Genomic DNA, 19,698 nt, shown 5'->3' with positions numbered 1-19,698 from the left:
GAGTGAGTAAGCACATGGCAACGATGGCGGACCGTGATGGCCTGATCTGGCACAACGGCGAGATGGTGCCTTGGCGGGAGGCCAAGACGCATGTCCTGACTCACACCTTCCATTACGGCATGGGCGTCTTCGAGGGCGTGCGCGCCTACCGGACCGAGCAGGGGCCTGCGATCTTCCGTCTACGCGACCATACCGATCGGCTCTTCGACTCAGCACATATCCTCGGAATGAAGCCGCCGTTCGATCGCGAGACCATCGACGAGGCCCAGCGGATCGCCGTGCGCGAGAACAATCTCGATTCGGCCTATATCCGACCGATGTTCTTCTACGGCCCTGAAGGCATGGGTCTGCGTGCCGACAACCTGGAGGTGCATTGCATCGTCGCCGCCTGGGAGTGGGGCTCCTATCTCGGCGAGGAGAACATGAAGCGAGGCATTCGGGTACGGGTCTCCTCCTTCACGCGTCATCATGTAAACGTCACCATGTGTCGCGCCAAGGCAAACGGCAACTACATGAATTCCATGATGGCGCTCCAAGAGGCGCTGCGCGACGGCTATGACGAGGCCTTGCTGCTCGACACCTCCGGGTTTGTCATGGAAGGCAGCGGCGAGAATGTCTTCATCGTGCGCCAGGGCGTGCTCTACACGCCTGATCTGACCTCCGCACTCGACGGCATCACCCGGCGTACCGTCATGACGCTGGCGCGCGAGCTCGGGATCGAGGTGGTCGAGAAGCGCATCACCCGCGACGAGGTCTATATCGCGGACGAGGCCTTCTTCACCGGTACCGCCGCCGAGGTGACCCCGATCCGCGAGGTCGACGGTCGGGCCATCGGCAACGGCGGGCGGGGTCCCATTACCGAGCAGCTCCAGGGCCTCTATTTCGATCTGGTGCACGGGCGTCTTCCGGCCTATCCGGAATGGCTCACGCCGGTTTAAATTGCGTCCGGTGATGGTTAGGCCCGGTATCGGTTGGGTTGATGCCGGAGCAATGACTCACCGCCGGAGCTGACGCGATTTAAAGTGAAAGAACGCGAATCAGGGGCCTCATGCAACCTGTACGGCGCCTGCCCGATCATCTCATTCGATGGAGACTTTGCCGATGTCCAACGCCGCTGCCGAGACACGGGCCGAACACGAGCTGATCGAGGTCAGCCGCAAGGATCTGCCGCTGTCCTGCCCCCTGCCGGGCGCGCCTGTCTGGAATATGCACCCTCGGGTCTATCTGCCGATCGAAGACGAGCCGAGCCACGAGGCGACCTGTCCCTATTGCGGGACGCGCTATCGGCTTGTTTGAGATGACCGAGATCACGGAACTGTTCATTAGCCGGCCGGATGACTGGCATCTGCATCTGCGCGATGGCGATGTCCTGGGTGATGCACTCGCCCATACTGCGCGTTGTTTCGGGCGGGCGATCGTGATGCCCAATCTCAAGCCGCCGGTCGTGGATACCGCCCGGGCGCTGGCCTACCGGGCACGCATCCTGGATGCACTGCCGCCCGGCAGCGATTTTCAGCCCTTGATGACGCTTTATCTCACGGACGCGACGGACCCGGCCGAGATCGGCGCGGCCAAAGCGAGCGGTCACGTCTTTGCCTGTAAGCTCTATCCGGCCGGTGCGACCACCAACTCGGAGAACGGGGTGACGGACCTGCTCGGACGCTATCCGGTCTTCGAGGCGATGCAGCGCATCGGTCTACCGCTCCTGGTGCACGGCGAGGTGACGGACGATCAGGTCGACATCTTCGACCGCGAGCAGCGCTTCATCGAAGAGCGTTTGGAGCCGATCGTGCGCGCATTTCCGGGACTCAAGGTCGTCTTCGAGCATGTCACGACCGCCGAGGCGGTCGATTTCGTGCGCGACGGACCGCCGACCCTAGCCGCGACCATCACACCCCATCACCTGCTCTACAACCGCAATGCCATGCTCGTCGGCGGGATTCGCCCGCATCTGTATTGCCTGCCGATCCTCAAGCGCGAGCATCATCGGCTTGCGTTGGTCTCGGCCGCGACCGGCGCTCATCCGCGGTTCTTTCTCGGCACCGACAGCGCCCCGCATGCGCTTGAGGGCAAGGAGAGCGCCTGCGGCTGTGCCGGATCCTTCAGCGCGCACGCGGCGATCGAACTCTATGCCGAGGTGTTCGAGCAGGCCGGCGCCTTGAAGCATCTGGAGGGATTCGCGAGTCACCATGGCGCCGATTTCTACGGCCTGCCCCGAAATACCGACACCATTCGTTTGCGCCGCGAGCCTTGGACCGTTCCCGCGTCCTATCCCTTCGGACCCAGCCGAGTGGTTCCACTGTGTGCCGATAAAGCCGTCGCCTGGCGTGTCGTGGCTTGAAAGCCGCTGCAGGCGACTTGCCTCGCCCCTCAGCCCGACCCGCCGGGGCATATCGAATCCAATGTGATTCCGGAAAAGGAACGACATCCTTGTGATTTCCGGGTACGCGCAGTCGGGATGTTTGTTCCCGGAGATGACCGAAAATTAAATCTCCTAAGCCGCGCCAGCTCAAACAATCGTCGAGTCTGCCGGGGCCGATCCCATCCACAGACATCACATATCGCGCTGGGCGCGGTTTAGTCGAAGTCCACTTCGTCCCAGAAGTCCTCGTCACCTTCGATCGTCGGCGGATTGCCGTCGTGCACCCGATAGTGACGTCGCTGCAGATAGGCATCGCGCAGCAGGATATAAGGGTCGATAGCCGCGTCCTCGAGGATCTGGCTCGTCGCCAAATAGTTGGCACGCCGATCGATCGCGCGGAGCGCAATCAGACCCCAGTAGGTGTGGTCTCTGTCGATGTCCAAGAGGGGATCGAGGTTGAACAAGGGATCCGTGAAGACGTCGCCGACATCGCCGAAGGCGTCGCGCACGCTGCTCGGTCCCAGGAGCGGCAACATGATGAAGGCGCCCGAGTCGAGTCCCCAGTAGCCGAGTGTCTGACCGAAGTCTTCCTTGTAGTTCGGCAAGCCCACGTTGGTCGCGACATCGACGAAGCCCAGCACGCCGACCGTCGAGTTAATGAAGAGCCGCCCGACATCGCTGCCGGCACGCGACATCTTGAACTGCAGCACGTTGTTGACCAACGAGGTGACGTCGGCGAGATTGCCGAAAAAGTTGGTCACGCCGCGTTCGACCGGGTCCGGCGTGATGGCCTGATAGCCTTTTGCGACCGGCTGGAAAAACGCCTTGTCGAAATCCGTATTGAACCGGAAGACGGCCCGATTGAAAGGCTCCAGCGGGTCGCGGGGCTCAGAGATCCGGCTCGGCGAGGAGGTGCAGCCCGCGCCGAGCAGCAGGATGACCAAGATCCCCAGCCAAGTCAGTTGTCGATAGGCGCTCAAATCACGGTCCTTCATGCGTTGCTGATCTCTCGCGACACGTTGTGCAAATGCTATCACAGCCCGTGCCTCGCTCGGCCCGTGCCGGGGCATGCCCTAGAAGATAGCCGTTACACCGTAGTCGCGTTTGCGCAGCAGGGCGAGGACGCCTTGATCGCCGGGAAGATGCAAGGCCCCGATCGCAATGAACCAGCCACCTTCGGCCAGTAGGGGTGCCATGCGCTCGACCATGCGGTGGTTGCGTGAATCGATGACGACTTTCTGGAAGAGTGCGGCGAGACGGGGGTCGGTGTCCTCGAGGTGCTGTTCGCTCAGGTGCTGCAGCTTATCGATGTCGCGCTCCAAGTAGGCGGCGATCAGTGCCTCGAAAATGAGCGGCAGTTGCTCGAGCGTCGCCAGGGTCTCGCGCAGCAGCGTGATCTGATCGGTCTCGGAGAGTGCGTCGAAGACGGCGAGCTGCTCGGTCATGGTTTCCAGACCCTCGACACGCTTGCCGTCCGCCACCGCCCGATGAAAGAGCAGCATGTCCAGGAATTCGCCTGTCTCGGAAGGCGGGCTGCTGAGCAGGGTCACGACGGCCCAGGGCTTGAGGTCCTTGAACGCCTCCTCGGGCATCCCGATGCCGACGAGGGCGTCGGTGGTCTCCAGGTAGAGGTCTGCGGGGATAACGTCGCGCAACAGGCGACCGTCGGTGTAGGCCATGGTGATCATCGCACGGATGATGGCGGAGGCATCCGGAACCACCTCGAGGGCAACGTTCGGGCTCGCATCGAAGGCATTGCTCACCGGCACGGGCAGCTCCACGACTCGAGTATCCTCGCTGTGGATCGTGCCGAAGAGAAAGCTCGGAGGGGCACCTGTCGGGGGGCGGATCTCGAAGAGTATGCCCCGCGTTGCGGCGGACCCTGCGGGTGCGTCGGCGATCGTCGATGAATCGGCCCGGGCGCAGGTTCCGGTCGCGAGCAACGCGGCGAGCAGGAGTCGCGCGATCATGGCGAGCACCGTCGGGCGAGGTGGGCGACAGGGTCCGCCTCGGGCGTCGCGGGGAGCCGAGTGCAACCCGGAACGGCACAGAAAGACGGCCACGGCGAGGCGCCGCCACGATCACTGTGTTTGGCATTCATCCGTGCGCCACTTATGCTGTCGCCATGAACCAAGAACCCAAAATGAGAGAAGGAATCGCCGCGCGCTTTCGGGGCTTTTTGCCGGTGGTGGTCGATGTCGAAACAGCCGGTTTCGACGCTCAGCGGCATGCCCTGCTGGAAATCGCCGCCATTATCATCCGAATGCTTCCCGACGGGCGAGTCGAGCCGGCTGCTCCGATTGCCTGTCACGTGCTGCCCTTTGTCGGCTCGGAGATCGACCCGAGCGCATTGGCCTTCAACCGGATCGATCCCGACCATCCCTTTCGAGACGCGATTTCCGAATGGGATGCCTTGACCCGCATCCTCACGCCGATCCGTAAGGCGGTCAAATCGACCGGTTGCAATCGGGCGATCCTGGTCGGGCACAATGCCCACTTCGACCTCGGATTCGTCAAAGCAGCGGTCGAGCGGACCGGATTCAAGCGTAACCCGTTTCACGCCTTCAGTGTCTTCGACACCGTGACCTTGTCCGGCCTGATGTTCGGTCAGACCGTTTTGGCGCGTGCGGCAAAGGAGGCCGGGCTCGGCTGGCAGAGCAGCGAGGCCCACTCGGCGATTTACGACGCCGAGCAGACCGCGCGTCTGTTTTGCACCGTCGTGAATCGCTGGCGCGAGCTCGATCCGGTGAGGGTTTGGGAAGAGAGGGAACCGATGTAAACCGGTGTGAAAGCGATCGGAGGGATCAAGACTCGCCCACCAACCCCTGCACCGAGCGCTCAGGCGTGCTTTGCAGCCGCCTCTTCCATCATGGTCTTGAGCTGGCCGCCCGCGTGAAGCTCCAACGTAATGTCGCAGCCGCCGACCAGCTCGCCGTCGATGTAGATCTGGGGGAAGGTCGGCCAGTCGGCATAACGCGGCAGATTCTCGAAGATCTCGGGATCCTGCAGGACGTTCACGTAGGCAAAGGGAACGCCGCACTCCTGCAGCGCGGCCGACGCCCGCATCGAGAAGCCGCATTGGGGAAACTGGGGTGTGCCTTTCATGTAGATGACGACCGGGTTCGTCTTCACCTGCTCGCCGATTCGCTCCAAAACATCCATCGCTGACCTCGTATGCTTGTTGACGACCGATCCGACAAGGTTCGGGACGCTGAATAGCTTTTCAAGCTACCCCGAAAGGGGAGGGGTCATGTCTCCCGGTTGGGTCCTTGCACTTTCCGGCCGGGTTGCTCTTATCCTGCCGAGTCGACATTGCGCTGCAACCAAAGCTCCAAAAGCGCGAGATGCCACAGCTTGTTGCCCTGGATGCGGGTGTGGTGCATGTCGGGCGCGGCGAGCAGCTGATCCAGATAGGTCTGCCGGTAGAGACCGCGCTCCCGGCTTGCTCGCGATGCGAGCACGTCGCGCATCAGCTCCAGGAAGGGTCCGCGCACGTATTTGAGTGCCGGCATCGGAAAATAGCCCTTGGGTCGATCGATGACGGCATCGGGTAGGAGTCCGCGGGCCATCGCCTTGAGCGGATATTTTCCGCCCTCGCGCAGCTTGAACTCGGGCGGGCAGCGCGCGGCCAGCTCGACCAGGTGGTGATCCAGGAAGGGCACACGCGCCTCCAGACCCCAGGCCATCGTCATGTTGTCGACCCGCTTGACCGGGTCGTCGACGATCAGGGTCGTCGCGTCCAGACGGAGGACTGCGTCCAGCAGCTCGTCGGCATCGGGCTCGGCCAGGCGCTCGGCGATCAGCGCGGAGGTGTGGTCCTCGCCTGCATAGGCGTCACTGACCATCCGCAGATATTCGTCGTGGTCGCGGTCGAAATAGTGTTTAGCGAAACGTTCGACCGGCGAGCCCTCGCGCTCGGCGGCGATGCGCGGATACCAGAAATAGCCCCCGAAGACCTCGTCTGCACCCTGTCCGGACTGCACCACCTTGACCTCGCGCGAGACCTGCTCGGCGAGGAGAAAGAAGGCCACGGCGTCCTGACCGAACATGGGCTCGGTCATGGCGTCGATCGCCTCGGGCAGACGCTGCAGGACCTGCGCGTTGGGGACCAGAAAGCGATGATGCCGCGTGCCGTAGTGCTCGACGACGAGATCCGAGAATTGGAACTCGCTCCCGGCTTCTTCGGGCGTGTCCTCGAAGCCGACCGAGAAGGTCNNGAGAGCAGCACCCCGACCGGCACGTCCGCCACCTCGCTGCGGATCTTGACGGCATAGCGAAGGGCGACGTGGATCGCCTCCAACCATTCGGCGTCGCTCCGAGGCTCGGCCGGGCGCGTCGCATCCAGACGCCAGTAAGTGCCTTCGGTCCGGCCACCGCGAGCGTCGAAGCGCAGCCAATGTCCGGGTGTGAGCTTGCTCACTCCGCGCAGGATGGTACGCGGCGCCGGGACCACGGCATGAAGGGTAAAGAGATGATGCAGCGCGACCGGGTCGATGGCCGTATCCACCCCGCCGCCCGCCAGAAGCGCCTGCGTGCTGGAGGCAAAACGCAGCGTCCCGCCCTGTTCGGACCAGTAGAGCGGTTTGATCCCGAAGCGGTCGCGCGCGAGAAAGAGCACCTGCTGATTGGCGTCCCAAACGGCGAAGGCGAACATCCCGTGCAAGTGCGCGCAGCAGTCGGTTCCCCAGGCGTGCCATGCCTTGAGGATGACCTCGCTGTCGCCCTCCGAGAAGAAGCGATAACCGCGCTCTTCGAGCTCGCGACGCAGCGCTCGGTAGTTGTAGATGGTCCCGTTGAAGACCAGGGCGAGACCCAGCTCGGCATCCACCATCGGCTGGTTCGAACGCACCGACAGATCGATGATCGACAGGCGCCGATGCCCGAGCCCGAGCGCTCCGTCGCTGTAGCTCCCGCCGTGGTCCGGACCGCGCCGCGCCAGCTCGCCCATCATGGCCTGAATAGTCTCCAGATCGGCCGGGGCGCCGTCGAATCTCAACTCACCGCAAATACCGCACATCGGACCGCTCCCGTCAGGTCGAGATCGCTCCTCGGCGACCCCCTTATGTGATCCTGGATTTGAACCGCAAAGGCGCAAAGGAAGCAAAAGAAATCAGTGGCAACTTATCCTTCCGGTTCCGGTTCGTGCCCCCAAGCACCTCCGCCGGGTGTCTCCACGGCGAGGCGATCTCCACTCTCGACACGCAGACTGACCTTGGGCGGCAGCTCTTCGTCGTTGAGGCGATTACGACCGGACCGGGCGGGACCGCCGCCGGCGATGCCCCGAGGCGCGCTGCGACGCCGCTCGGTCAGCAACGTCACCTCGGCCGGTGCGAGAAAGGTCAGCTCGCGGATCAGGCCCTCGCCGCCGGCGCGTGCCCCTCGGCCACCCGATCCGGATCGCAAGGCATACCGCGACACCCGCAGCGGAAAGCGCGTCTCCAGGACCTCGATCGGCGTATTGAGTGTGTTGGTCATGTGCGTCTGCACGCCCGACCAACCGCCGCCGCTCGCCCCTGCGCCCATGCCTCCGCCAATGGTCTCGTAGTAATCCCAGGCGGCACCGGTCTCGGCGCTGCCGACCGCCAGGTTATTCATGCTGCCTTGACTGGCGGCCGGGATCCGATCCGGGATTGCTCGGGCGAGCGCGCCCAGCACGACATCCACGACACGGCTGCTGGTCTCGACATTGCCGGCGGCCACGGCTGCCGGGCGCTGCGCGTTGAGCAAGCAGCCGAGCGGCGCGCTCAGGCCAATCGAGCGGAAGGTTCCGGCGCAGGCGGGGGTCTGAGGCGGCATCAGACAGCGAAAGACATAGAAGACAGCGGCCGCGGCAACCGAGAGCGGACAATTGATGTTGCCGGCGACCTGGCCCGCGGTGCCCGCAAAATCGACATTGATCCGCTCGGGCGTCACATCGAGGGTCACCCGGATCGGGATCGCCTCGGCCCCCTGGCCATCGTCGTCCATGACGTCTTCGAAGCTGTAGTGTCCCGGCGGAATCGTTTCGAGCGCCGAGCGTGCGAGTCGTTCGGCATAGTCGTCGAGTGCGCGGATCGCCGACTCATAGGCCGAGATGCCCGGGCCGTCGATCAGACCCCGCAGTCGGGTCAACCCGGCGCGATTGGCCCCGATCTGGGCGAAAAAATCGCCGCGCGCGTCGTCAGGGTTGCGCGTCGCACCGAGGATCCGCGCCAGCAGCGGCTGGTCGATCTCGCCTTGCGCGACCAGCCGACAGGGCGGAATGATCAGCCCCTCCTCGTCGAGCGTGCGCGAGACCGGCATCGACCCGGGCACGCTCGCCCCGATGTCGGCATGGTGTGCGCGATTGGCGACGAAGGCGACCAGTCGGCCCTCCGCGAAGAGCGGGGCCACCAATGTCACATCCGGCAGATGCGTCCCGCCGAGGAAAGGATCGTTGAGGACCACCATGTCGCCATCGGCCCAGTCGAGCGCGCCGACGATGTCCGCCATCGCGTAGGCCATGCTCCCGAGGTGGACCGGGATATGGGCGGCCTGGGCGCAGAGGTTCCCGTCGCGATCGAAGAGCGCGCACGAGAAATCGAGCCGATCACGGATGTTCGTCGAGAAGGCCGCTTGACGCAGAACCACACCCATCTCCTCGCAGACCGACTCGAGCCGGCTGGCGAAAAGCCCCAATTCGATGGCATTCATGCTGTCGAAACCTCCGGGCTTTCACACGCAGCGCCGCGCAGACGACCACATCGTCCTGCGAAAGTTTCGCATCTTGCGTACGGGCAGCGCATCCGCGGGTTGAGATACCCGAACGCGGGCCAACATTTCGGGTGACCGTCGACCACTGCAGATTCCAACCTTCGAGGAGGCTTGACCATGGCCCATGAACTCCCGGCGTTACCCTACGAAAAGAATGCACTCGAGCCCGTGATCTCCGCCGAGACCATCGACTACCACTACGGCAAGCATCACCAGACCTACGTCAACAACCTCAACAACCTGATCCCGGGCACCGAGTACGAAACCATGAGTCTCGAAGAGATCATCATGAAATCCTCGGGCGGATTGTTCAACAATGCCGCGCAAGTCTGGAACCACAGCTTCTACTGGAACTGTCTCAGCCCGGACGGCGGCGGTGCCCCGACCGGCGCACTTTCCGACGCAATCAGCGCCAAGTTCGGCTCGTTCGATGAATTCAAGAAGCAATTCTCGCAGGCCGCCGCAACCAACTTCGGCTCGGGCTGGACCTGGCTGGTCAAGAACGCCGACGGCTCCATCGAGATCTTCAACACCTCCAACGCCGGTACCCCCATGACCGAGGGCAAGACCGCGCTGCTGACCGTCGACGTCTGGGAGCATGCCTACTATGTCGACTATCGCAATGCCCGTCCGAAGTATCTCGAAGCGATCTGGGACAAAATCAATTGGGAGTTTGTGGCGGCCAATTACGGCGCTTGATCGACACTTGTTTCCTCATGTTCAGGGTAATGTCCCGGCATAGGCATCTCGTCTAGGCTCGGCATCAAGTCCCGGGGCGGCTTCAGTCGCCCCGAGCGTATCTTATGTCCTTATCCCCGCAATCGACGAATTCGCGGTTTTCGGCGGCCACCTGAGGCAATCCTCACACCACTTCAAAGGACACACAGGAGCGTCTTGTTCCCTCCGTCGACCCCCGCCTGTTGTCGGCCTGCGCGACTATGCCCGCGGAACACGCCGGTCGTGACCGGCCCTGATCGACACAGGGCAATCCTGGACGAGGCGCCCGGCCGTTCTGCCGTGGTCTTCATCCGAGAAATCGCTGAGAAATCCGGGAGACCACGACCCGCTGGAACTTCTTGGCAAAAGTGGCGGCGCGCGGGCGACCGACGCGTTGCAGGTATTCCCTTGTCCGGAGCCGACCCCCGAGGACACCTATGTCGTGGAGTTTTTCAGCCACGGCATCCGGCATCTGCCGCCGTCGGCGAGGCAGCGCATTGGCGCTCTCTCGCCAGGCGAAGCGCCTCTTCTGCTTCAGGATCTGCAGAATCCGAACGATCCGAATGCCCTGCTGATGCGCACCGCAGACCCACTGTCGATCGTCGGCTATTGCCCGCGGTTCTACTCGACGGAATTCTCGAAGCTCATCACGTTGGTGGGCCAGGACAAGGTTAAGGTGACGGTTGCCGGCGTGAACCCGGACACACCGCTCCAGTTTCGGCTTCGCTGCCGCCCGAGCGCACCCTGGCCGGCTGGATTCACCGCCTGTTCGGACGATGTGTTCAAGTCGCTGGGTTCGTTCGCCTTCGGTGGGCGAAGGAATCCGGCCTCACCAACCACATCGACGCCGGCGCGCAAGCCCCTTTCACGGAGGCCAATCCGATGGAGGCCCACACGCCGCAACCGTCGCCGACCTGCTCGCATGCCCGGATGAGCGGGTGGAGCTGATCGACGGGGTCGCCTCTCATGTCATCCCGCGTGATCATCGGCCGCGCGGGTGGCTTCATCGCTGGAGTCCTCGGGGACATCCGTGCTGTCCAGATCGATCCAGAGGGGTGTCAGGAGGGACAGAGACACGAAGCGCGGATCGGTCGTGACGAATCTGCCGCAGCCATAGTGATTTGCGATCGCGATATGCACTGCACCCATCGCCTTGATGCGCTCGCTTTCCGCAATCGATAGGGCATCGGTGAACACAGACTTGGGTGTTTTCAGGACAGGCGTAGTCTCCAGGATGGCACGATAGGCCATCGCCAAGGGTGCTTGCTTCTTTCGCAAGGGACCGATCAAGACCTCCAATCGCACCGGGTCGGATGTGCAGAGGACCCAATTGTCCAAGGCCAGATTCTTCAATGCAGCGCGGATCTTGGGTTGATAGGCGGTGAGCCCCTCGACCAGACCGATCCAGACGCAGGCGTCGACGTAAGCGAGTTTCATGATCCCTCGCGAAACCTTTTGAGCTCGTCGATGATTTGAAGATGGCTGCGACTGTGCGTGCCAAGCTGATCGAGTCCGTCCAAGACCTCGGACAGTTTGCTCCATTGCGCAGAGGCTGCCTGCTCGTCGGCTTCCTGAATGCTCACCCGGATGCGCTTGCCGCGATATCGCTTCGGGACTTGAATCGTCACAGTGCCGTCTTCTGTGACGTCTGCCTCGATGTTCATGAATCGGTTCCTCGACGGATGACCCTGTTCAGCCAGTATAAAGTGCGGCCATGATCTTTCTCGATCGCGGCACCCGCAGGACGGTAGCGTACAGGTAGAGACTTGAACACAGCCATAGCCTGCAAGCGGGCCCTCCGACATAAACGCCGAGCGATTCCCCATCCACCGGCGGGAGGGGGCTGAGGCTCCTGCCCTCGCCCCTTAACATCATCATTGGCTAAGCGACGCTTCGGAAACAAGTTGTTTCATTCGTCGGATGGGTAAGCGGCCCGGGAAGCCGGTCATCTGGGCCGGGATCTGATGCTCGTGGGCGCTACTTGCCGATACAAAAGCTCGAGAAGATCCTCCCGAGCAGGTCTTCCGAGGTGAAGCGGCCGGTGATCTCGCCGAAGGCGTGCTGGGACTGAAGTAGATCCTCGGCCACAAGCTCTGCACCTGCTCCCTGCGCGAGGGCGTCTCGGGCCGATCTCAAATGACCGAGGCCGCGGTGCAGGGCGTCGAGGTGACGCCGCCGCGCAACGAAGGCACCTTCGGTCAGGCCCCCGAGGCCCGCTCGGGCCTTCAGGTGCGACCGCAGCAGGTCGAGCCCCTCGCCGGTCTTGGCGGAGAGGGCGATCTCAGTGCCCGTCTCCACCTCGCTCGATCCGGGCGACATGCCGCAGAGATCGATCTTGTTGCGGACGCGGGTGACCGGAAGCCGTTCCGGGAGGCTCTCGCGGGTCAGCGGATCCGGACCTTCGGCGGCATCGTAGACCCAGAGGACCAGGTCGGCCTGGTCGATCTGCGCTCGCGCTCGCCGCACGCCTTCGCGCTCCACGAGGTCCTCGCTGTGACGCAGCCCGGCGGTATCCACGATCCGAATGGGTAATCCGTCGACCTGAATGTCGAGCTTCAGCAGATCGCGCGTGGTGCCTGGGATGGGGGTGACAATGGCGGCATCTTGCCCGGATAACACATTGAGTAAGCTTGACTTTCCGGCATTCGGAGGACCCGCGATGACCACCGCGAGACCATCCCGAATCACCTGGCCCAGGCGTGCGGCGTCGATGATCTCGCTTGTGAGGTCGATAAGGCTCCGGAGATCGTCGGCGATGCCGAGATCCGCAGCGAGATCGAGCTCTTCATCGGGAAAGTCGAGCGTGGCCTCGATGTAGGTCCTCATGCGGATGAGGCGCTCGATAAGGTTGTCGATCTTCTGCGAGAAGACGCCTTGCAGACTGCGTCCGGCGAGCCGGGCGGAGAGCGCGGTCGAACTCTCGATCAGATCGGCGATGGCCTCGGCCTGCGCGAGATCGATCTTGCCGTTGAGAAAGGCACGTTCGGAGAACTCGCCGGGGCGGGCAGGGCGGGCACCCAGCTCAAGGCAGCGCTGGACGAGGAGGTCCAACACGACCGGGCCGCCGTGGCCCTGAAGCTCGAGGACATCCTCGCCCGTGAAGGATGCCGGGGCGGGAAAGTAAAGGACGATGCCTTGGTCGATGAAGCCGCCCGTGGCGTCGCGGAAGGTCGCGAAGGTCGCGGATCGCGCAGCAGGAAGCCGGCCAAGCAAGCCTGCAGCGATATGGGGAACACCGCTGCCGCTCACCCGCACGATGCCCACCCCGCCGAATCCCGGCGGGGTAGCTACGGCTGCAATGGTGTCGGTCACCATCGCGCTCGACCGAGTCGGTCTACTTTTTCCGTTTGGCCGCGGCCGCCTGCTTCTCGATCGTGCGGGTGATGTGCCATTGCTGCGCGATGGACAGGAGGTTGTTGACGGTCCAGTAAAGCACCAGACCCGACGGGAAAAAGGCGAAGAAAACCGTGAAGACAAACGGCAAGGCCATCATGATCTTCGCCTGCATCGGATCCGGCGGCGGCGGATTCAGCTTCATCTGCACAAACATGGAAACACCCATGATCAGCGGCAGGATGAAGTAGGGGTCCGGCGCCGAGAGATTATCGAGCCAAAGGATGAAGGGCGCATAGCGTAGCTCCACGCTCTCGAGGAGCACCCAATAGAGTGCGATGAAGACCGGGATCTGAACCAGGATCGGCAAGCAGCCGCCGAGCGGGTTGATCTTTTCCGTCTTGTACATCTCCATCATCGCCTGATTCAGGCGTTGCTTGTCGTCGCCGTAGCGATCCTTCAAAGCCTGCAGTCGTGGCGCGAGCTGCCGCATGTTGGCCATCGACTTATAGCTAGTCTCGGAAAGCTTGTAGAAGGCCAACTTGATCAAAATTGTCAGGAAAATAATCGACCAACCCCAGTTTCCGACAACCCAGTAGATCTTGCTGAGCACCCAGAAGATCGGCTGTGCGATGACGGTGAGCCATCCATAGTCGACCGCTAGCTCCAGCCCGGGGGCCACGCTTGCCAGTTTGTCTTGGAGCTTAGGACCTACGAAAAGCTCGTTCTCGAAGATGTGGGTTGCGCCGGGGGCAATGCTGACCGCGGGCGAGTACTTGCCGATGATGTAACGCGAGTCGGCGAGGACGTTCGTATAAAAGGTCTCGAGCACGCCCGCCGGCGGGATCCAAGCCGCCAGGAAGTAGTGCTGCATCATTGCGATCCAGCCATCGGCAACGCTGCGGTCGAGCTTGCCTTTGCGCATGTCGTCGAACGACACCTTCTTATACTTGTCCTCGGGACTGTAATAGACGGCACCGGTATAGGTGTGAACGAAGCGGGACTCGTTCGGATCGATGAGATCGGTGCGCTGCAGCTGGTTGTACTGGCGCGCGACGAGAGGCGAGTCGGTCGTATTGGTGACGGACTGGCTCGTGCTCACGACATAACTGCCGCGCTCGAAGCTGTAGCGTTTGAGGACCTCGATGCCGGTGTCGCTGACCCAGACCAGATCAACATCAAGTGTGTTGTCGTCCGGCCCGAGCCGATAGAGTGACTGAGATGCCGCGAAGATCGCCTCATGCGTCGGCAGCGATGCGGGGTCTTCGCCCAGCAGCCCCGACTGGGCAACAAACATGTTCGGAGGGACGGGCTTGAGCAACTGGAAGGGATCGTCCGGACGCTCGGCGAGGGTCGAATAATCCAACAGCCACGCCGCAGAAATGGTGCCGCCGCGCGGGGAGATCTCGATATGGAAAACGTCCGTCTCGATCCGAATCGGGGTCTGCGCGGGTGACGTCGGCGCTTCGGCGGCAGACATCCCTGCCGTGACGGCATCCGGAGTCGTCGCAACCTGAGGGACATCCGGCGCCGCGGAGGAAGAGGCGACGGAAGAGGGTGCGTCCACCGTCAGAGCGCGCTCCTGCGCCACCTGCGGCTGAACCGGGCGCCCGTAGTCTTCCATCCAGGCCGAGTAGATGAGAAACACCACGGCGGCCAGGGCGAAAAACAGGATTAAACGCTGGTTATCCATGAGAGCAGGTCTGCCTTTCGGTTGGAACTGGATCGAAGCCACCTTCGTGCCAGGGGTGACAGCGCGAAACCCGGCGTATCGCCAGATAGCCGCCGTGCAGAAGTCCGTGGCGCTCGATTGCCTCGACGGCGTAATGCGAGCAGGAGGGATGGAACCGACAATGTGGTCCGAGGAGCGGACTGATGCCGTACTGATAGGCGCGGATCAGGGCGATCAAGATTCGACGCATGGTTGGCTCTCGATGGTATCCCAAGCGCGGGCGAGGGTGGCGAACAGGCGCTGATTCGGCATGGCCGGTGCGCCGGATGCGCACAGCACAACGATATCCCAGCCGCCGAGGCGCGAACGATTGAGCCGGAAGCTTTCGCGAACGATCCGTTTCAAGCGGGCTCGGTCGACAGCGCGACGCGCACACTTCTTCGCGATCGCGAGCCCGATTCGTGGATGCCCAAATCGGTTCTCGCGGTACAACACGAGTAACCCGGCGCCGCCGCGTCGCCGCGGTTCGGCAAAGACGTCACGAAACTGTCGGGAAAGGGTGAGTCGACAGGTCCGCGGAAAGGTCTGATCCGGCTCCGCGGGCGGCTCGGTGCGATCCTTCGCGCGGTTCAGGGGATCAGTCGCACGCGACCCTTGGCGCGGCGGGCATTGAGGACCTTTCGGCCGTTCTTGGTCGCGCTGCGAGCGCGAAAACCATGGGTCCGCGCGCGCTTGATGCGGCTTGGTTGGAAGGTGCGTTTCATGCTCGGTGCTCCGGAAGTCTCGTCGTCCGGGACTCGACTGAGCCCCGCCTTAAAAGGCGCGGAAACATAAGCAATTTCCGCCCGAAAGTCAATGCCGATAGGGTGCGGGGCTCGAAGCCGGCGGTTGTGGATAAGTCTCGTCCGGAAGGCTAGACTGCCGCGACACCGGACCGGCGACAGCTCGGAGAGTGAAACCTCCCGACAGATCCTCGGAGCCATCAGGACCGCCGAAGCGATCGACGGTCCTGCTCGACAACAGCAAGCAGGTTTTTGGGAGTCCACCGTGGGAGTATGGGAACAGTGTGTCAGACAATTGAAAGGAGAGTTGACCTCGGCTGAGTTCAATACCTGGATTCTCCCCTTGCAGGCGCGGGTCGACGAGGGTCGGTTGCGGTTGTTCGCGCCGAACCGGTTCGTCCTGGATTGGACGCGCCAGCATTACGAGGGGCGGCTGCTCGACCTGTGCCGAGCCTACAGCGACGGCGCCATCGTGCGGCTGAGCTTCGAGGTCGGGGGCTTGGACTCGGAGTCGAGTGGTACGGCGGCACAAATCACCAGCGCCGTTCCGGTGGATGCGGATGGCGAGCTTGCCGCCCGACGAGCGAGCGCCAACTTGAACGCAGACTTCACGTTCGACAGCTTCGTGGAGGGTAAATCGAACCAGCTCGCCCGGGCGGCATCGATCCAGATCGGACAGAACCCGGGCACCGCATATAACCCGCTGTTCATCTACGGCGGCGTGGGCCTCGGCAAAACGCATCTAATGCATGCCGTCGGCAATATCGTCCTCGCGACCAACCCGAACGCGCGAGTCGTCTATCTGCACTCCGAGCGATTCGTCGCGGAAATGATCAAGGCGCTTCAGCACAACCGGATCGACGAGTTCAAGAAGACCTATCGCTCGGTGAACGCCTTGCTGATCGACGATGTTCAGTTCTTTGCGGGAAAGGAGCGTTCGCAGGAGGAGTTTTTTCACACCTTCAACGCGCTGTTCGAGTCGCGCCAGCAGATCGTCCTCTCCAGCGACCGTTTTCCGAAGGAGGTGGTGGGCCTTGAAGAGCGGCTCAAATCTCGTTTCGGCTGGGGGCTGACGGTCTCCATCGAGCCGCCGGATCTCGAAACCAGTGTCGCGATCCTGCACAGCAAAGCGAGCCTCTGGGGTGTGGATCTCCCGGAGGATGTCGCCTTTTTCGTCGGGCGCCGCATTCGCTCGAACATCCGCGAGCTCGAAGGAGCCCTCCGACGGCTGGTCGCAAACGCTCAGTTCACCGGCAAACCCATCAGCATGGAACTGGCGAAACATGCGCTTCGCGACATGCTGGCCGCACAAGATAAGCAGGTCAGTATCGAGAACATTCAGAAAATTGTCGCCGAGTACTACAAGCTCAGAACCTCCGACATGATCTCGGCGAAACGCAGTCGCTCGATCGCTCGCCCGCGTCAGGTCGCTATGGCGCTTGCGAAGGAGCTGACAAAGCATAGTCTTCCCGAGATCGGACGGGCTTTCGGAGGGCGCGACCATACCACCGTCCTGCATGCGACCCGGACCATCAAGAACCTTCGCGACAGCGACGCATCGATCGAAGAGGACTACAAAAACCTGTTGAGAACTCTGACCTCATAGCTGTGGATAGCGTGTTGACAGAAATCGAAGGCGATTTAAGTCCGAACTTATACACAAGCTGCCCAGAGGTTGTGCCTTCGGTCGATCGGGGCGATGTGGTTGATCCGCCGTCAGTTGTGGACGCTCCTGCAGTCATGCACAGGCCTTATTACTACAGGTTTTTTAAGTTACTTAAGATTTAGGAGATCACGATGGAGCTCGTCGTCAACCGTGAACGGTTGTTGCCCGTACTCAGTAAAGTCGTCGGTGTAGTGGAACGACGTCAGACGCTCCCGATCCTCGGGAATCTGTTGTTGTCCGCGCGGGAAGACCGGCTTGATATTTGCGGAACGGATCTGGAGGTGGAGGTGAGGACGAGCTGCAGCGCTTCGGTGCCCGGTGAGGGGGAGACCACGCTGCCCGCCCGAAAGCTGATGGATATTTGCCGAAACCTGGCTGAAGGGACGGAAATCCGGTTTCGACTGAACAACGAGCGTTGTGTCGTGACCGCGGGACGTGGGCGGTTCACGCTCGGGGTGCTGCCTGCGGCGGACTTCCCGCTGATGGACGCAGACATCGAGGGTGTGGAGGTGAAGGTTCCCGAAGGCATCCTGCGTCAGATTCTCGATAAAACGTCGTTCGCGATGGCGCAACAGGACGTGCGCTATTACCTGAACGGTCTGCTGCTCGAGTGGGAAAGCTCGGGGATCACGGCCGTCGGCACAGACGGGCATCGATTGGCCAAGTTTCATCGGAGCCTGGATTTAGATGTGCCGGAACGGGTCCAGGTCATCGTGCCGAGCAAGACGATCCTGGAACTTCGCCGGCAATTGTCATCCACCGACGATGAGGTCTCGGTTTCGGTCGGCGTGAGGAGTATTCGGCTTGCGGTCGGGGGCATGGTGATGACGTCGAAACTCGTCGACGGGCGTTACCCGGAATATGAGCGGGTCATCCCGCGCGAGCTCGGAAAGGTCGCCAGGGTCAGCAATGATGCCCTTAAGCGTGCCTTGGCACGGACGTCGATCCTGTCGAACGAAAAGTATCGTGGTGTTCGTTTGGCGTTCGAGGAAGGCGTCTTGCGGCTGCAGGCTCACAATCCCGAGCAGGAGGAGGCGGAGGAGGAGATCGAGCTCGAGTACAAGGGTGAGCCTGTCGCGATCGGTTTCAATGTCGCCTATCTGTCCGACGTCTTGGGTGCAGTCGAGGGCACCGAGATCGAGGTTCGGTTCAGCGATGCGGGGAGCAGCTCGGTTTGGCGCGGTGTCGGGGCGGGGGACGAAACCTATGTCGTCATGCCGATGCGGTTGTGATCTTCCGAGTCGATGGACGGTTTGAAGGGTCTGCGGCTTTTGACGCTGCGGATCAGGAATCTAAGAAATCTCCGGAGCGTGGATCTAGACCTTCGGCAGAGGTCGCAGCGGATTCTGTTGACCGGCGCCAACGGCGCCGGGAAGACAACGCTTCTGGAGGCGGTTTATCTTTTAGCGCGAGGCCGGAGTTTTCGGGGGCGCAAGGCCGGATCCCTGACGAGCGACGGTGAGCGTCGAACGCTGGTCGAAGGGCGATTTTGCGAGGTGGATTCATCGAGCGAATCGATTCTCGTCTTCGAGCGAAGCGGCCGAGGTAGTCTGAGGCGCTACAACAGCGTCGCGATGGGTCCGCTCCCGCCGAGCGACAGCCCGCTGCGGGTCAAACTTGTCGGGGAGAATCCTCAGGTCCTTTTGGAAGGGGAGCCGACACTCAGGCGCGGGCTTTTGGACTGGAATGTGTTCCACGTGGAACATCAGTTTGGTCGACTGCGGGCCGATGTTCGGCGTGTGCTTGCCCAGCGAAATGCGGCGCTTCGGCAAGGCGGGGCACGCGTGTCGGCCTGGGATCCGGCCTTCGTCGAGCTTTCGGACCAACTGACCGTGAAACGCATGGCCTTTCTAGACCGTTGGCGGACCCAGTTCAGATCCCTCGCAGAGGACTTTGCCTTTCTCGACGGCTGCGACTTGTTTTTCGATCGCGGCTGGCCGAAGGATACCGATTTGCTGGATATCCTGGAGCGGGGGCGGAGCGCGGAGATTCAACGCGGTCAGACCCTCGCGGGTGCACACCGAGCCGATATCAGAATCGCCCGCGACGGCTCTCCATCGAGACTTTCCCGTGGCCAGGCAAAGGTCGCCGTCTGCCTGCTTCAACTCGCTGCAGAACGTGTCCACCGGATGACGGGGCTCGCGCCATCGCTCTGGCTCCTCGACGACATTGATGCGGAACTCGACAAAGGCACCGCCGATCGGCTTTGGCGATTGTTCGGAGAACCGGAGGCGCAGCTGCTCATCGCCCGGTTGAGCCCCGAGTCCGGGGGTGTCGTCGATGGATCCACGATGCCGGACACCATGTTCCACGTGGAACATGGTGTTCTCCTCGCTGCGCTCGCCAATCCTACGCCGACGACGAAATCGTCAGTTTGACGGCATCACCGTCCACGCCTATGCCGTCCGGCGGGTGTGACCGAAACTGATGCGTT

Annotated in this window: 20 protein-coding genes and 1 pseudogene; 9 read left to right on the top strand and 12 right to left on the bottom strand. The window is 62.3% G+C overall.

Features of this window, described 5'->3' with window-relative positions; translation table 11 throughout:
• Positions 1–14: 14 nt before the first annotated feature.
• The 3 genes from B4N44_RS14995 (at position 15) to pyrC (ending at position 2,341) form a co-directional block, all read left to right on the top strand.
• Positions 15–938, top strand: a complete 924-nt coding sequence (locus tag B4N44_RS14995; protein ID WP_296702374.1) for a branched-chain amino acid transaminase — start codon at positions 15–17, stop codon at positions 936–938.
• 163 nt (positions 939–1,101) lie between these two features.
• The gene (locus tag B4N44_RS14990) at positions 1,102–1,296 is read left to right on the top strand and encodes a zinc-finger domain-containing protein (RefSeq protein WP_296702371.1); all 195 of its coding nucleotides are present in this window, start codon (positions 1,102–1,104) and stop codon (positions 1,294–1,296) included.
• 1 nt (position 1,297) lies between these two features.
• Positions 1,298–2,341 (top strand): dihydroorotase, encoded by a 1,044-nt coding sequence (gene pyrC, locus B4N44_RS14985; protein ID WP_414718157.1) that lies wholly within the window; start codon positions 1,298–1,300, stop codon positions 2,339–2,341.
• 236 nt (positions 2,342–2,577) lie between these two features.
• On the opposite strand, the gene B4N44_RS14980 is transcribed toward pyrC, so the two are convergent.
• Positions 2,578–3,357, bottom strand: a complete 780-nt coding sequence (locus B4N44_RS14980; RefSeq protein ID WP_296702369.1) for an MlaA family lipoprotein — start codon at positions 3,355–3,357, stop codon at positions 2,578–2,580.
• A gap of 78 nt (positions 3,358–3,435) precedes the next feature.
• Positions 3,436–4,332: a TraB/GumN family protein gene (locus tag B4N44_RS14975; RefSeq protein ID WP_296702366.1), complete on the bottom strand. Its 897-nt coding sequence runs from the start codon at positions 4,330–4,332 to the stop codon at positions 3,436–3,438.
• A gap of 173 nt (positions 4,333–4,505) precedes the next feature.
• Here B4N44_RS14975 and rnt point away from each other — a divergent pair, with 173 nt between their 5' ends.
• Positions 4,506–5,141: a ribonuclease T gene (rnt, locus tag B4N44_RS14970; protein WP_414718156.1), complete on the top strand. Its 636-nt coding sequence runs from the start codon at positions 4,506–4,508 to the stop codon at positions 5,139–5,141.
• 59 nt (positions 5,142–5,200) lie between these two features.
• On the opposite strand, the gene grxD is transcribed toward rnt, so the two are convergent.
• The 3 genes and pseudogenes from grxD to B4N44_RS14955 form a co-directional block, all read right to left on the bottom strand.
• Entirely contained in the window at positions 5,201–5,524 is a 324-nt protein-coding gene (grxD, locus tag B4N44_RS14965; RefSeq protein WP_093034310.1) for a Grx4 family monothiol glutaredoxin, read from the bottom strand.
• Between the two features lie 131 nt (positions 5,525–5,655).
• Positions 5,656–7,379, bottom strand: a pseudogene (locus B4N44_RS14960) (asparagine synthase-related protein).
• A gap of 104 nt (positions 7,380–7,483) precedes the next feature.
• Complete coding sequence (locus tag B4N44_RS14955; RefSeq protein WP_296702359.1) at positions 7,484–9,034, bottom strand: hydantoinase B/oxoprolinase family protein; 1,551 nt, start codon at positions 9,032–9,034, stop codon at positions 7,484–7,486.
• A 177-nt stretch (positions 9,035–9,211) separates the two neighbouring features.
• Here B4N44_RS14955 and B4N44_RS14950 point away from each other — a divergent pair, with 177 nt between their 5' ends.
• Both B4N44_RS14950 and B4N44_RS14945 read left to right on the top strand, forming a co-directional pair.
• Positions 9,212–9,793, top strand: a complete 582-nt coding sequence (locus B4N44_RS14950; protein ID WP_296702357.1) for a superoxide dismutase — start codon at positions 9,212–9,214, stop codon at positions 9,791–9,793.
• Positions 9,794–10,253: 460 nt separating this feature from the next.
• A complete protein-coding gene (locus B4N44_RS14945) occupies positions 10,254–10,745 on the top strand; it encodes an HIRAN domain-containing protein (protein ID WP_296702355.1) in 492 nt (163 codons plus the stop codon).
• Positions 10,746–10,780: 35 nt separating this feature from the next.
• Here the strand turns inward: B4N44_RS14945 and B4N44_RS14940 are convergent, their stop codons facing one another.
• The 7 genes from B4N44_RS14940 to rpmH form a co-directional block, all read right to left on the bottom strand.
• The gene (locus tag B4N44_RS14940) at positions 10,781–11,248 is read right to left on the bottom strand and encodes a type II toxin-antitoxin system VapC family toxin (protein WP_296702351.1); all 468 of its coding nucleotides are present in this window, start codon (positions 11,246–11,248) and stop codon (positions 10,781–10,783) included.
• On the bottom strand, positions 11,245–11,475 hold the full coding sequence (locus B4N44_RS14935; protein WP_296702349.1) for a hypothetical protein: 231 nt from the start codon (positions 11,473–11,475) through the stop codon (positions 11,245–11,247). The genes B4N44_RS14940 and B4N44_RS14935 overlap by 4 nt, the downstream gene beginning before the upstream one ends.
• A 313-nt stretch (positions 11,476–11,788) precedes the next feature.
• Positions 11,789–13,126, bottom strand: coding sequence for a tRNA uridine-5-carboxymethylaminomethyl(34) synthesis GTPase MnmE (gene mnmE, locus B4N44_RS14930; protein ID WP_296702346.1), 1,338 nt, complete (start codon positions 13,124–13,126; stop codon positions 11,789–11,791).
• Positions 13,127–13,145: 19 nt separating this feature from the next.
• Complete coding sequence (yidC, locus tag B4N44_RS14925; RefSeq protein WP_296702343.1) at positions 13,146–14,837, bottom strand: membrane protein insertase YidC; 1,692 nt, start codon at positions 14,835–14,837, stop codon at positions 13,146–13,148.
• Entirely contained in the window at positions 14,830–15,066 is a 237-nt protein-coding gene (gene yidD, locus B4N44_RS14920) for a membrane protein insertion efficiency factor YidD (RefSeq protein WP_093034284.1), read from the bottom strand. Before yidD ends, yidC begins: the two co-directional genes overlap by 8 nt.
• A complete protein-coding gene (gene rnpA, locus B4N44_RS14915; protein WP_296702440.1) occupies positions 15,051–15,449 on the bottom strand; it encodes a ribonuclease P protein component in 399 nt (132 codons plus the stop codon). Before rnpA ends, yidD begins: the two co-directional genes overlap by 16 nt.
• Complete coding sequence (rpmH, locus tag B4N44_RS14910) at positions 15,446–15,580, bottom strand: 50S ribosomal protein L34 (protein WP_093034278.1); 135 nt, start codon at positions 15,578–15,580, stop codon at positions 15,446–15,448. The genes rnpA and rpmH overlap by 4 nt, the downstream gene beginning before the upstream one ends.
• A 283-nt stretch (positions 15,581–15,863) precedes the next feature.
• Here rpmH and dnaA point away from each other — a divergent pair, with 283 nt between their 5' ends.
• The 3 genes from dnaA to recF all read left to right on the top strand — a co-directional run bounded on the left by dnaA (position 15,864) and on the right by recF (position 19,642).
• A complete protein-coding gene (gene dnaA / locus B4N44_RS14905) occupies positions 15,864–17,204 on the top strand; it encodes a chromosomal replication initiator protein DnaA (RefSeq protein ID WP_296702338.1) in 1,341 nt (446 codons plus the stop codon).
• A gap of 191 nt (positions 17,205–17,395) precedes the next feature.
• Complete coding sequence (dnaN, locus tag B4N44_RS14900) at positions 17,396–18,496, top strand: DNA polymerase III subunit beta (protein WP_296702336.1); 1,101 nt, start codon at positions 17,396–17,398, stop codon at positions 18,494–18,496.
• Positions 18,497–18,508: 12 nt separating this feature from the next.
• Complete coding sequence (gene recF / locus B4N44_RS14895) at positions 18,509–19,642, top strand: DNA replication/repair protein RecF (RefSeq protein ID WP_296702334.1); 1,134 nt, start codon at positions 18,509–18,511, stop codon at positions 19,640–19,642.
• Positions 19,643–19,698: the final 56 nt, after the last annotated feature.

Source organism: Thiocapsa sp. UBA6158, assembly GCF_002423035.1.
In the GTDB taxonomy this organism is placed as follows: domain Bacteria; phylum Pseudomonadota; class Gammaproteobacteria; order Chromatiales; family Chromatiaceae; genus Thiocapsa.
This window is presented reverse-complemented; position numbering and strand designations above follow the sequence as displayed.